The sequence below is a fragment of the Akkermansia sp. 54_46 genome, assembly GCF_001917295.1.
GTDB lineage: Bacteria > Verrucomicrobiota > Verrucomicrobiia > Verrucomicrobiales > Akkermansiaceae > Akkermansia > Akkermansia muciniphila.
Map to the genome: position 1 here is coordinate 156,720 of NZ_MNUD01000034.1, position 13,902 is coordinate 170,621.

At 51.6% G+C, this 13,902-nt stretch carries 13 protein-coding genes; 3 read left to right on the forward strand and 10 right to left on the reverse strand.

Annotated features, from left to right (window positions below):
* Positions 1-11: 11 nt before the first annotated feature.
* From BHW66_RS09265 to BHW66_RS09305, 9 genes are all read right to left on the reverse strand, one after another.
* Positions 12-770 (reverse strand): ATP-binding cassette domain-containing protein, encoded by a 759-nt coding sequence (locus tag BHW66_RS09265; protein WP_094139585.1) that lies wholly within the window; start codon positions 768-770, stop codon positions 12-14.
* Positions 767-1,777: an iron chelate uptake ABC transporter family permease subunit gene (locus tag BHW66_RS09270; RefSeq protein WP_094139584.1), complete on the reverse strand. Its 1,011-nt coding sequence runs from the start codon at positions 1,775-1,777 to the stop codon at positions 767-769. Before BHW66_RS09270 ends, BHW66_RS09265 begins: the two co-directional genes overlap by 4 nt.
* Positions 1,770-2,735: an iron chelate uptake ABC transporter family permease subunit gene (locus BHW66_RS09275; RefSeq protein ID WP_217730127.1), complete on the reverse strand. Its 966-nt coding sequence runs from the start codon at positions 2,733-2,735 to the stop codon at positions 1,770-1,772. Before BHW66_RS09275 ends, BHW66_RS09270 begins: the two co-directional genes overlap by 8 nt.
* Positions 2,736-2,739: 4 nt before the next feature.
* Complete coding sequence (locus BHW66_RS09280; RefSeq protein ID WP_217730125.1) at positions 2,740-3,828, reverse strand: RidA family protein; 1,089 nt, start codon at positions 3,826-3,828, stop codon at positions 2,740-2,742.
* A gap of 14 nt (positions 3,829-3,842) precedes the next feature.
* Complete coding sequence (locus BHW66_RS09285; protein ID WP_286689013.1) at positions 3,843-5,246, reverse strand: di-heme oxidoredictase family protein; 1,404 nt, start codon at positions 5,244-5,246, stop codon at positions 3,843-3,845.
* Positions 5,247-5,615: 369 nt separating this feature from the next.
* Positions 5,616-6,722, reverse strand: a complete 1,107-nt coding sequence (locus BHW66_RS09290) for an imelysin family protein (protein WP_102732638.1) — start codon at positions 6,720-6,722, stop codon at positions 5,616-5,618.
* A gap of 254 nt (positions 6,723-6,976) precedes the next feature.
* Entirely contained in the window at positions 6,977-7,576 is a 600-nt protein-coding gene (locus tag BHW66_RS09295) for a GNAT family N-acetyltransferase (RefSeq protein ID WP_022197198.1), read from the reverse strand.
* A 329-nt stretch (positions 7,577-7,905) separates the two neighbouring features.
* Complete coding sequence (locus BHW66_RS09300) at positions 7,906-8,337, reverse strand: hypothetical protein (protein ID WP_022197197.1); 432 nt, start codon at positions 8,335-8,337, stop codon at positions 7,906-7,908.
* A 94-nt stretch (positions 8,338-8,431) separates the two neighbouring features.
* Complete coding sequence (locus BHW66_RS09305; protein WP_022197196.1) at positions 8,432-8,974, reverse strand: phosphoribosyltransferase family protein; 543 nt, start codon at positions 8,972-8,974, stop codon at positions 8,432-8,434.
* A 238-nt stretch (positions 8,975-9,212) separates the two neighbouring features.
* Between BHW66_RS09305 and polA the strand changes: the two genes are divergently transcribed.
* Both polA and BHW66_RS09315 read left to right on the forward strand, forming a co-directional pair.
* Positions 9,213-12,050, forward strand: a complete 2,838-nt coding sequence (gene polA, locus BHW66_RS09310) for a DNA polymerase I (protein ID WP_094139580.1) — start codon at positions 9,213-9,215, stop codon at positions 12,048-12,050.
* A 128-nt stretch (positions 12,051-12,178) separates the two neighbouring features.
* Entirely contained in the window at positions 12,179-12,364 is a 186-nt protein-coding gene (locus BHW66_RS09315; RefSeq protein ID WP_217730123.1) for a hypothetical protein, read from the forward strand.
* Here the strand turns inward: BHW66_RS09315 and BHW66_RS09320 are convergent.
* Entirely contained in the window at positions 12,330-12,668 is a 339-nt protein-coding gene (locus tag BHW66_RS09320) for a hypothetical protein (RefSeq protein WP_217730121.1), read from the reverse strand. The genes BHW66_RS09315 and BHW66_RS09320 overlap by 35 nt on opposite strands.
* 424 nt (positions 12,669-13,092) lie before the next feature.
* On the opposite strand from BHW66_RS09320, the gene BHW66_RS09325 reads away from it, so the two are divergent.
* A partial coding sequence (locus tag BHW66_RS09325) for an IS1595 family transposase (protein ID WP_286689014.1) occupies positions 13,093-13,902 on the forward strand: 810 nt, incomplete at its 3' end.

Genomic DNA, 13,902 nt, shown 5'->3' on the forward strand with positions numbered 1-13,902 from the left:
TTAAGGAAATTCTATTCATAGTATACGCATATCTTTTTATCACCATAGGGTTCTATGGCGATATCCATACCGTAAATATCACGCAGCACATCTGTCCGGATGATATCTTCTGTCGGCCCTTGATGGCACAGGACTCCGTCCCTGAATGCCACCACGTAATCCGCATAGAAAGAGACAAAGTTAATATCATGAATTACGATGCAGATCGTCTTGCCCTGCTCCCGCACCAGGGAACGCAGCAGTTTCATAATGCGCGCCGCACGATGCATATCAAGGTTGTTCAAAGGTTCATCGAGAAAGATGTACTTCGTGTCCTGTGCAATGGCCATGGCAATATAGGCCATCTGCCGCTGGCCGCCCGAAAGTTCATCAAGGTAGCAATGGCGCAAATCGGCAATCTCGGTAAGTTCCAAAGCCTTTTCGATTTGCAGAAAATCCTGATTTTCCAGGCGGCCGCGGGAATGAGGGAAACGTCCGAAGCGAACCAGTTCCTCGACCGTGAGCCGCGCCGGAGTATGGAGGGTTTGCCCCAGGATGGTGAGGGTTTTGGCTAGCTCCCGGGAATCCCATTTCCTGAGTTCCCTGCCATCAATGGATACAGAGCCTTCTGTGGGTTCCAGAAGGCGGCTGATAATGTTGAGCATCGTGCTCTTTCCGGCGCCATTGCTGCCGATAAAGGCCACCATCCGATCAGAGGGAAGCCTCGTGCTGACGTGCCTGAGCACGAAGGTTTCACGGTATTTTTTGGAAATGTCTCGTATCTCAATCATATACGTTTAATTTTCATGATCAGGTAGATAAAGTAAACCCCGCCAACGAAATTGATGATTACGCTCAGGGGCACGGAGAAGTTGAGCCACCGTTCGGTAAGCAGCATGCCGAAAGTCAATGCAGCTACGCCCACGAGAGCCGTGCCGGGCATGAGGACAATGTGGCGGTAGGTCGGGAATATGAAGCGGGCAATGCTCACGATGAGAATGCCCAGGAAAGTCACCGGCCCTACGAGCACCGTCGAGGCCGAGGCCAGAATAGAGACGATCATCAGGGAGCGCAGCACCACCCATTTGTAGTTCACGCCCAACGTAATGGCCGTGGAGCGGCCCAGCGTAAGCACATCGAGCTTCCTGAGGTCGCAAACCAGCCAGATGACCGTCGCGGCGATCACAAGCCCCGCCGTAAACAGCAGTTCTTCATTAATGCGATTGAAACTGGCGAAAAGACGCCCCTCAAGTATGGCAAATTCACTCGGATCTATCAGCACCTGCATGAAGTTCGACAAGCCTCCGAAGGTTATGCCGAAGATCATGCCTACCAACACCACAAAATAAATATTGCCGCCATTCTGTCCACGGAACATGTAGAAAAAAATACCCGTAGATACGCAGACCATCAACAACAGGGCTCCCATGAAACAGAGCGGGCTCTGCATGGTCGTCAACTGTGTGCTGCCCACAAAGTAGAGCACGAGCGTCTGCAGTAATACGTAGAGGTTATCCAGCCCCATTACGCTGGGCGTGAGGATATAGTTGGTTGTAATCGTCTGGAAGACGACTGAAGACAGCCCCACGGCCGTTCCTACCAGCACCAGCGCAATAACGATGGGAATGCGGCGGGCCATGTTAAAGTCCCACGTTTCGGGGGTCATCCCCTGAAAGACATATACGAGCGCCAGCCCCACGCAGAGCAGACCCAGAATCAGGAAGGCCGGGAACGCGCGACGCCGGCCGGCAGCATTGCGGAAGGCATCATCTTTTTGATGTTGAATGGAATCAGGCATACGTTTTTCTATGGAAGAGCATGGCCAGAAATACAGCACCGCCGACCACGCTCAGGATAACGCCGATGGGGATTTCGAAGGGGGCGATAAGCATGCGCCCTGCCACGTCGCAAACAAGAACAAGCATGGCCCCCAGCCAAGCCGTATCAAACAAGATTTTCTTCACGGCATCCCCCCGGAAAATGCTCACGATATTGGGCACGATCAATCCGATGAAGGGGAGGTAGCCTACCTCCACAATCGTGATTGAGCTGATGATGGATACAATCACCAGTCCCATGTGCATGATGCTTGCGTGGTTCAGCCCCAACGCCACCGCGGCATCGCGCCCCATGCCGGCAATCGTAAAGAGATCGGCATAAACATAGGCCAGCAGCATCAACGGGATGCTGGCATAGAGCAATTCATAATTGCCCTCAATGACAAGGGAGAAACTCCCCTGCAGCCATGACGCCATATTCTGTACAATATCAAACTGGTAGGCATAAAAAACGGCTCCGGCATTCACCACGCCGCCCAGCATGATTCCTATCAAGGGCACCAGAATGACATTCTGGTGCCGCACGCGCGCAATCACCGCCAGAAAGCATGAGGTGCCTATCAGAGAAATCACGAAGGCGGCCCCCACGCGCCAAATGGGAGAGGCTCCGGGCAGATAAAGGATGGCGATCATTACCCCAAAGCGGCACCACTCCATCGTGCCTGCCGTAGTCGGCGACACGAAGCGGTTATTGGTGATGCGCTGCATGATCAAGCCGCTGATGGCCAGGCTGCTGCCTACCACGAGAATGCTGCAGAGGCGCGGAATGCGGCTTTGCAGCATGATTTCCCACCAGAATTGCAGCTGCTCGCCATCCATGTGCCACAGGTCGGACAAGGACACTTGAGCCGCCCCGATAAAGAGCGAATAAAAGGCAAGGCCAAGCAGAAAGCTCCACTGAATGATTCTTAACACCATTTTCTCAGGCCTTCAACACAGCTGCATCAAGTTCCATTTCAAACAGCAGATTGTCCCGGCACACATCGGCCTGTATGCCGATGCAGGGCATGATGGAGAGGCCGCGGCGCAGAGCTATTTTTCCGTAGTGAGAGGCATAATCCTTATCTTTGAAATAGGCTACGGCGCGGACAACATCCTTCCAGCCCATGCCGCGTGATTTCAGGATGGCTTCAATCACGTCCAGCGAGAGCTCTGTCTGCCTATCGATATCGCCGGGATGCAAGGATTCTCCGCCAGGGGCAATGCTGGCCGTACCGGAGACGATGACTTGCCGGAACAGCAGGTGATCCACTTCCACCGCACGGCTGAATGAGCTGCGGTAATCCTGAGCCGAACATTGCAGCGGCGAAGGGATATCTTTTACTGTCACACGGCCACTCTTCGGTCGAATGGCAAATGCGCGGGCCAACAAGGCCGCATTTTCCCGATTGCCGGATCCAATCCCCGTACTGGCAGGAACAAGGCGATCAAACACGCCGCGGCTTGCAAAAAATATGTCGCGGGCGCGATTGAACTCTTCATACCAGTCCAGCAGGCTGTTGTTGTAAAACCATGTGCGGACCACGTGGGAAAAATCCATACCGGTCCGGTTCAGCGCTTCTTCCATTTGCCGGAAGACATCCAATGTCTGCTCGGTGCGTCCGGCTGTCCGGTCGCGGGGCGACAAACCGCCCAGAACGGCATACTCGGCATATTCATCCTCATAAAAAACGCCGGCGGAGCGGCCATTGAACTCAATCGTCCGGGCATTCCCCCCCTCCACCGCGCAGATTTGCATGCCTCGATAGAAGGATGCGCCCGTTTTCGTACCCAAAACGGCAGTCAACCCCGCCCCGGGAACCGGGGAGAGATCCAGATCAGCGCTGCCGTACACTTCCGGGCCAACCCATTGGAGACCGCTTTTCTCAGCTTTTTGGAGCAATGCGGCATGCTCGGCCAACTGCTCAGGTTTGTTTCCGGCAAGCGTAATGAATTGCAGAGATGCGCCTTCGCCGCCCAGCGGGAGCGACTTGACGGAAACACCTTTGTTTTTTTCCAGGTTGCAGGTCATGAGTATTTTCTTTTTTAAAGTGCTTTCAGAAATTGAATCAGCTGGCCGCGCTCTTTGGCGGAGAGATGGCGGAACATTTCACGGGAGAATTCGCTTTCGCCGAAGTGCCACAGGATGGCTTCTTCAAAATCGCGGGCGCGCAGATCATGGAACATATCGGTATGGTTGGCGGTTTTGTGCATCAGCCCCCTTCCCCACAGGGGCGGCGTACGCCAGAAACGAGAACGCCCGCGGTTGATTTCCCCCATATCGTGACGCAGCATATCCGTATAGGGGCGGATGGTCTGGTTCGCATAGCCGGGAAGCGGTTTGTATTCTCCCGTTGTCCATTCAGGTTTGTGGCAACCGGCACACCCCAGTTTATTGAAAAGTTCCCGCCCGCGGCGCACGTCAGGCTTGTCGAGGTTGCGGGCGGCAGGCACGGCCAGCCCGCGATGCCAGACCATGAAATCCTCATACTGCTGCATTGAGAGTTCCTCTTCCTGCGGGCCTTCAAGACCGCTTACATCAATGCCAAGTTCCTTCTGTTTTTCGAGCCATTCGGGCGTCATGTAAATGTTCGGACGGTTTTTGCGCGTTACATTCGTCACGTTCCAAAGCGCATTGGCGCCAGGACCGTTTTCCAGTGTGGCGCGCGAGCAGTCCCACGTGAACTTTCCGAGGCGCCGGGTACCGTCGGGCTCGTCAATCCATTTGCCAGGAATCCCCTTCACCGGGCCTGTCATGCTCTGCTGGCGCCTGTATTCGGCAATAATATCCTCGTCACGGATGGCATCAAGCAGCCCCGTTCCGTAAATGCCGATTGTTGATTCGATTGACACGCGGTAATCGGCCGGAAGCGGAAGCAACGGCTCAATCACATCTGCCGTGGGATAAGTCAACGTGCCCTCCGTCGGCTTGCCCGCATTGTAGGGCGTTCCGTCCGGGTATTTGTTTCCGTACTGGTCAACAAAATCATGCCATTCTATTTTCACTCCCTTGGCATAAGGCACAAAAGGAGGAACCGCTTTCGTCTGCAGCATGCCCGTGTACCCCTTAACCGGGGTGCCATCGGGATTATGTACAAAGGCCAGATAACCGTTGCCGTACTGCCTGTCAAAATTGCCGGTGCGCTGTCCGCGGCCATAACCGGGGTGGCAGGCCAGACAGGATGATTTAATGTAAGTGGGACCGAGACCGCCGAAGCGATTGCGCTTCACGGGTACGAAGTTCCCTTCAAAAATAATTTCGCCCGCCTTGAAACGATTCGTCAGGCCGGCTTCAGTAATTGCCGGCGATTCCTGCTCAAACGCTTTACTGGTGGCATTAAACACCGTTCCCTTTTCACCGCCCAGATAGTAAGCCGGCCCGGGCTCGCCTTCTTTCGTCCTGAGCGCGGGGGGCGTGAAATCACGGCCACGGTTTACATGGCAGCTCACGCATGAAGCTGTCATGTATTCGGCTTTGATATTGTCAAATTTTGATGCACTCCCCTGGGCCGGATTAATCAGTGCGCGTCCGGAAATGCGGGGATGTCCCAAAACGCCGGCATTCCTTGCCGTGTCCGGGATAAAAGATTGTTCAGGAGCCGCATCCCCAGAACCTCCGGAATTCACTATTGCCCAGGCGGCCGCTCCCGCTCCGAGCACCAGGACAGCCGCAGGTTTTGCAAATTGTCGATACTCCATGTGCATTGATGATTGGCAGGCTTTCCAGAAATACGGCCCGTGGTACACGTCTCCGTCAGCCGGCCGACAATATGATATTGCAGCCCAGGGCCTTGCCGACCCTGGGCAATGCGGGTTAAATTACTTCACAAGAAGTTCCTGAACCTTGTCGAGGTTTTCGGAAAGTTCCTTGCAACTGTCGATGATTGCCTTGAGCTGCTCCTTTTTGTCGAGATTTTTCACCAGGGGCCCCTGTATGGCGTCAAGGCTCTTGAATACCTTGGCGATAGAACCTTTCACAGCCTGGTCAACCTTCGCGGACTTGGCGGCTACGAGAGGGGAAATCACATTGTAGGATTTTTCTACGCTCTGTACGTTGTGGCGAGAGTCCACCAGAGAAGTGTAGCTGTAAAGGGATTCACAGTCGGCGGCGTCAGCCGTTTCGTAGGGCTTGCCCACCTTTGAATCGGCTATTTCGTCAATAATGTCCTTGCTGCCGCCGATGATTTCATCAAGCACTTCCGAGTTTGACTCGTAGCGGCTGCCTGCCTGGCCAGCTTTTTTGAATTCCCCCGCATAGGACTTGCCGGGTTCTATTTCAGCTTCTTCAAGAATCTTGGCCTTCTCTTCGCTGATCTTGTCAGAACCCGCCCACCAGGCTTCAAGCGTGATGGAATCCTCAGCAATCACCTCGGCCACAGCGGCAAGGTAGGAAAGCTGTCCGGGCGTCAGATCGGCGGCCTTGCGGGGCTGCCCATCTCGGAACAGCAGGTATTCGGCAGCATGGAAACCGCGCGTTTCCGCGCCGAGGGAATTGCGTACGTAGGCGGCGTCAATCGTTACGCTCTTGCTGTCCGCGTTTTTGGCGACGGCATCAAGATTCGTGGTATCCAGGGGCCAGGAGTCCAGCTTCGGGTCAAGGTTGGCGAAAGCAGCCGGGCCAAAGAGGAAGGATTCCGAAAGTTCCCACGGCACGCGCGTTTCAAGAAGAAGCTTCCCTGCTTCAGCAACCTTGGCATCGGTAGGAGCAGCCTTCAGCTCTTTAGCGGCCTTGGCGAATTTGAGAGCGTTATCACTCATCGTCTTGTAGGTGGGAATGACAAGCTCATCCGCGTAGGCGGCAATCGCCGCGCTCGTTTTGTCCACCTTGGGGGAAGCGGCCTTGGCCGCCTGAGCCTGGCTACCGAAAGCCAGGATTGTACTTCCGGCGCAAAAGCCGGCCAGCAACATGCGTTTGTATGCGTTCATGGTTTTTTATTGATAATGAAAACATCCGTATCCTCCTCAGGGAGGCATCCTCCAATCCGGCAGGATTTCATGGCATATCCGCCATTTTTTCCCGCCGGAGCGGAAAATAATAATCCGGCCAAACGATGTCAATTAAAAATTAGTTTAAACTAACTTTGCAACAAAAAACCCTCTTGTGGCCGCATGCCGGAACATCCGGCATGTTATTGATTCGGAAATATTTTCTGTTTCCGAATGCGCCCAGGAGCCGCCTTTCACCAAATTCCGAGTTTCTCCGCGACAAGGCTCCTTACCTCGCCAAAAGATTTCACTACGGGCGGATTTTCCGTATGGCCTCCAAGAAACTTCTCCATCCAGATCATATGGTACCAGCGGCCGAATTTGTATCCGCACCGATGAAATTTCCCTGCAAATTGATACCCCAAACGTTTATGGAACTGGACGCTGTCCCGTGTAAGATAGGGGTCCTCAGCTTCACAGGGATAAGCAATGCACGCGTTTAAATTCAAAATATTCTGCATGGAGAGAATCTTTTCCAGAGCTGCATACAGTTCCCTTCCCGTTCCCATTTTTTTCATGTCTTCCCGCACGTATACCGTCGTTTCCACAGCCCAGCGATACGCTGCGCGGTCCTTGAACACTCCTGCATAGGCATAACCGGAAATATCCCCTGCCCTTTCCGCAACCAAATAGGGGTATTTTCCCAGTATGTGATCTATTCTTTTTTCAAACTCCGTCACTGCAGGCACTTCATATTCAAACGTGACAGCTGTCTTTTCCACATACGGAGCGTAAATTTCCAGCAGCTTGGCCGCATCCCGCCTCGTTGCAATTCTGATTCTGCTGCTTTTCATTTCGGTTGACTGTGCTGGGCCCCTGAGCCGGAAGCGCTGCCGATCATTCTAATATTTCACAAGCGATTGTCAATTTGAGGCCGCCCAAGCACCCGCCATTTCCGGGAAATATCATCCGCCGCATGTTTTCCGCCGTTCCCGTTCATGAACGGGAAGAAACGGGGTCAATATTCATTTCAAAATCAGAGTAAAAACCGCATTTTTTACCTTGTCCGGTACCCCGTGTCCATTTATGGAAAGCCCTCCCGAAAAAGTGAAAAAAGGCCGGAGTCCATAGAGAATCCGGTCTTTTGGAAAGGATAGGATGCCACTTCGCGGCGAAATCCGTCTCAGGAGTAAAAACCGATGTCCGGTTCCCGGTCCCGCCGCCTGCGTTTAAAATACGGATTGCGGTAGCGGTGGATGCATTTGCCGGAACTCCCAGGGGTATAATGAAGAGGGGCCGCCTCCTTGACGGCTTCACGGCTCAATATCTCCACAAAATCCTTCAAGGACATTTCCAGATCTGCATCGTGGCATGCCAGCGCGGCGGACAGGCGCACTTTGCCGTTGTCATAGTCCACATACATGGCGAACAGCGTGGTCTGGTACAGGTGCCACGGTTCCCCGCCCATTTTTCCGGACTGGTGTTGGCTGATGGCCTCCAACAGCCACGTCAGCGCATGTTCCAGTTCCAGATTGTCCAAAACATCCCGTATAAGAGATGTTTCGCGGCCGAAAACGGCCACGCTTTCCTGTTGTCTTGCCCTGTTGATTTTCATGTCTTGGTTCTCCTTTCCGGTTTCCCTTGTTAAGCAGAACGGCGGATAATTCTGCCGCTCCAATTGTTTTGGACACTTTTTTTCAACAGGTTGTTCAATCTGAATTCTCAACTGTGTCAGCCATGACCACTTTCCCAATGTACGGGAGTTCCCGGTAATGCCCATCCAGGTCCATTCCAAACCCCACCAGGAAATCGTTTCCCTGCGTAAAAGCCACGTAATCAGCCTCAAAAGGCACTTTCCGGCAACAGTGCTTGTCCACGGCTACAGCAGTGAGGACTTCCTTCACCCCTCTTCTTTTCAATTCCCGGCAAACTTCATCCAGCGTAGCACCCGTATCCAGAACGTCATCCACCACCAGAACAGGCACATCGGGCTGGAAATCCCCGCAATCCCCCTCCCACGCCACGGAACCGGAATTTCTCATTCCGGCATAACTGGAAATTTTGACGGCTTTCACCGCAGGCCGGGATTTCAAATGCTTCTCCAACATCGCAGCGAAAGGAAGAGCGCCGTTCAGCAGCAGCAATAAAATATAGGGTTTTCCTGCCATGGCCCTGTCAATGGATGCGGCCAGTTCCCTGACGCGCGCGCAGATGGCATCCTCTGCAATCAAAGGAGTGATGGTGTAAGTCATGGAAACGGAGTATGATAATGTTTCCTGTAAGAAAATCAATCCTTAAAGAAGGATGAACGGAGACAAAACATTCCCGGCCGGGCTCCAGCAAATTTTACAAGAAGCAGGACTGGTCTTCATAGTCAGGAGGCAACAAAAAAGCGCTCTCAAGATTGTTTCTCCGCCCCGATCGGCAGAGAATGCGGAGGCGCATTTAACGGTGGCTTCCCGCCGGACCGCATGGTAAAGTAAGGCAGAAATGACTGATTCCCCTTCCAAGCGCCTTTTTATTCTGGATGGAATGGCCCTGGCTTACAGAGCCCACTTCGCCTTTTTCTCCAATCCCATCCGCAATTCCAAGGGAGTCAATACTTCCGCCGTGTACGGCTTCGCCAATACGCTGCTGGGCATTCTGGAGCACGAACGCCCCACGCACATCGCGGCCTGTTTCGACACTTCCGCTCCCACGGCGCGCCATAAGCTTTACCCTGCCTATAAAGCCAACCGGGAATCCATGCCGGAAGAGTTGAGCGACCAAATGCCCCTGATTTTCAGATTGCTGGAAGCCATGAATATTCCCATTCTGCGCTATGAAGGCTATGAGGCGGACGATACGATAGGCACGCTGGCACGCATCGCGGACGGTACGGAGGGATTCCAGACCTACATGGTTTCCCAGGACAAGGACCTGGGCCAGCTTATTTCCTCCACCTGCTTTCTGTGGAAACCCGGCAAAAGGGGCAATGACCACGAAGTGATTGACCTGGCAAAGCTCAAGGAGCAATGGGGCATTGAACGTGCGGACCAGGTAGTTGATATTCTGGCCCTGATGGGCGACAGCTCCGACAATATTCCGGGGCTTCCCGGCGTGGGGGAAAAGACGGCCAAGCTGCTGATCAGAGAGTTCGGCTCCGTGGAAAACCTGCTGTCTAATACGGATAAACTGAAAGGGAAGCGCAAACAGATTGTGGAGGAAAACGGGGACATGGCAACCCTTTCCAAGCAACTGGCCACCATTGACCGGAACGTTCCCCTGACGGTGACCCTGCCTGAATTGGTTAAAAGAGAACCCAGTCCGGAAGAACTGCAGGCCCTTCTCCAGGAGTTGGAATTCCGGTCCATGCAGGCCAAGCTGTTCGGGAAAAAAGCGCCGGAGCCCAGAAAAGCCCCCCTCCCGGCAGACGATTTGTTTGCTCCCGCCCCCCGGACGGAACAGCCTTCGTCGGCGAAACCCTCCGCCCCTGTGTCGGGAGTACGGCAGAACGGTTCGGGACAAATGGATTTATTTGAGGAACGCCATTTGAAAACGGTAGATGATTTCAGGCACGAATATATTATTGCAGATACGCCGGAAGCCCGTTCCGCCATGGCAGCCGAGCTGGAAAAGTATGATTCCTGGTGCTTCGACACGGAAACGACGGGCCTGAATCCCCTCATGGACAACCTGCTGGGCGTCGCCTTTTGCGCTGAACCGCACAAGGCATGGTACATGCCTGTCTCCGGTCCGGCGGATCTGGAAGCAGTCAGGCCGCTCCTGGAAGGCCCCGCAGAGAAGATAGGGCATCATCTGAAATTTGACCTGGAGGTTTTGCGAGCCAACGGCATCCATGTCAAAGGCCCCTTTTTCGATACATTGCTGGCTCATGCCCTGATCGCTCCAGGCATGAAGCACGGAATGGACGTTCTGGCGGAAAATTTGCTGCAATATTCCACGATTAAACTGAAGGACATTGCCGCTCCAGGAGCAAAAAAACGGGAACTGGACACCAGCGGCGTTCCCGTGGAAGTAATGGGCAAATATTCGGCGGAGGATGCAGATATCACCCTCCAGCTTTCCGCCGTCCTGAAAAGGCAGGTCAAGGAAAGCGGCATGGAAAAACTGTTCCGTACCGTGGAACTGCCCCTGCTTCCCGTGCTGGCGGACATGGAGTTTTCCGGCATCCGCGTGCTTCCGGAATCCCTGGAGAAGGCTTCCGTCAAGGTAGGAGCCATCATTGACGGCCTACGGGAAAGAATTGAAGAAGCCGCAGGCCATCCCCTGAATCTGAATTCCCCCAAGCAGCTCGGAGATTTCCTGTTCGGAGAACTGGAGCTGGTGAAGAAGCCCAAGAAGACGAAGACGGGCCAGTTCGTGACGGATGAAGACACCCTTTCCGCTCTGGCCCCCCAGCATCCCATTGTAGCGGATATCCTGGCTTACCGGGAGAATATGAAGCTGAAGAGCACATATCTGGATGCACTGCCCAGGTATATCTGCCCGCGGGATGGACGCATCCATACCCAATTCCACCAGATGCTGACCGCAACCGGGAGGCTTGCCTCCCAGGATCCCAATCTTCAGAATATTCCGGTAAGGACGGAACAGGGGCGCCTGATCCGCACCGCCTTTGTCCCCGCCTCAGAGGAATACACCATGCTGTCTGCGGATTATTCCCAGATTGAACTGCGCATCATGGCGGCTCTTTCAGGAGACCCCGCCATGTGCGGAGCATTCAGGGAAGGACGGGACATCCATACGGAAACGGCCGCCCGTGTGTACGGCATTCCCCGCGACCAGGTGGACGCCGTTATGCGCCGTGCGGCCAAAACGGTGAATTTCGGCATTATTTACGGCATTTCCGCCTTCGGTCTCTCCCAGAGGCTGGGCTGCCCCCGCGGAGAAGCCGCCACTTTGATTGAAAACTATTTTACCCAGTTCCCCATAGTTAAATCCTTCATGGAAGACCTGGTTCACAAAGCGGAACAAGCCGGTTACGCGGAAACGCTATTGGGGCGACGGAGGATGATTCCGGAAATCAATTCCGCCAACAAGACCATTAAGTCCGCCGCGGAACGTACTGCCATCAACACCCCCATCCAGGGCACGGCGGCGGATATGATTAAAATAGCCATGATCCATGTGGACAAATTGCTGAAAGGCACCAGATCCCGGCTTATCCTCCAAATTCATGATGAATTGCTGGTGGACCTGCACAGGGATGAGTTGGCTCTCATTCCCAAGATAGAGGAAGCCATGGTCAGCGCGCTGCCCCTGCCCAACGGCGTTCCCATTCTGGTGGAAGCCAGGACGGGAGGCAACTGGCTGGAAGCCCATTAAAAAATATGGGACCTACATACTTGACTAACCATCCAACAGATCACCTCTTCCTTTTCAGGAAATCCACTAAATAAAAACGATCTGTTTCACAAACGAGTGAAACAGATCGTTTAAGAATAATTTTAAATATGAATGTTACACCTCAAATTGAAAAATTAGATAACGGATCGTACCTTGTAACTCCTTTCACTAAGGCTGAAGAACGATTCTTTGATGCCTTTTTTGCGGCTTTTGCAGAATTTGAACGCCTTTATTATCCTACCGATGAGGCTAAATCCTTTACTGAAAATTGCACGGAGGATTTTGACCATTAATCAAATCAGTTTCAGCGTCCATACGGGCAGATTCTCCGCTAATTTGCATAATTGAAATATGAGTACATCCGAGCCTATCTACATAGGGCCATTTCTCATGATTTAAAATTCGAGTTCCAAGTTTTTCAGATTCCCCTATGTATAAAGGTTTTTGAAAATAAGAACCATCTAATTTTTGTACTCTTTTGGTAAAGATATATACTGCACTTACATCTCGAAAAGAAGTATCTTTTGTATAAGTATCAAACTTATATTGTTTACCGCTTTTACCGGTGAAGGTAACTGTTGTTATTTTATTAGACATTTTTTTTGTTTCTATGGTTTGATGTTTGAGTCTAAAGAGATCATCGCAATATCTACCACCATCTCCTTCAACTCCCTACAACATCTTATGCAAATGGCATGCCAAAAAATCTCTATCCATTAATATTTGTTAAAAACAATTAATTATCAATAATAATAACAAATATCTAACAATTTATCTAATGAGATACCATATTATCATTGAGACATTTTGACACATTTTTATGGGACAATTTGTCTCATATAGACATTCTGTCGCACTGTTTAACCTCCGTTAATTTTTATACCTTTAAATTCTGAGAACAATTTTCTACTCGCCCAATATGGGTAAGAAAATTGTAATACAAAATAATTCTCAATACGCTGAAAATAAACGCGTACGAACCAATCAAAACACGACAAAATTTCCATATCACAACAACGATATGGGAAACAACAAAACCAAATATACTTCCTTATATGAGTTCTTCTCCAAATTTCCTAATGAGGAATCTGCCCGGAAGTATTTTGAGTTAAAAAGATGGAATGGTCATGTCCGTTGTCCTCATTGCGGTTCAGATCATATCACCAAATGTAAAAACCACTTTCCGATGCCCTATCGCTGTAAGGATTGTAGAAAGTTTTTCAGCGTCAGATTTGGTACAATTTTAGAGGAATCCAAATTGCCTCTTCACAAATGGTTGATGTGCATGTATCTGTTGGCGACTTCCAGAAAAGGCATTTCCTCCATCCAGATTTCAAAAGAACTTGGAATCACTCAGAAGACTGCCTGGTTCCTCTGTCACAGGATTAGGGAAGTTTGGATGAAGGATAAAAAGGAGAAGTTGGACGGTATTGTAGAAGTGGATGAAACCTTCATTGGAGGCAAGGAATCCAACAAACACTTTTCCAAGAAGCTGAACAAGGGAAGAGGTTCAGTAGGTAAATTGATTGTGATCGGAGCCAAACAGAGAAACGGAAAAGTAATCGTCAAACATATCGACGATACATCCGCTTACAATTTACAAGGATTCATCGGAAAACATGTAGAGAGAAATTCCAATGTGTTTACTGACGAGTTCAAATCCTATAAAGGACTTGTCGGATTTGTCCATGAGTTTGTCAACCATAAGGGGAAACAGTATGTCAATGGAGAGGTTCATACCAATTCCATTGAGAGCTTCTGGTCTCTACTGAAGAGAGGTTACTATGGCGTTTACCATTACATGTCCCCTAAGCATTTGAAGAGGTACATT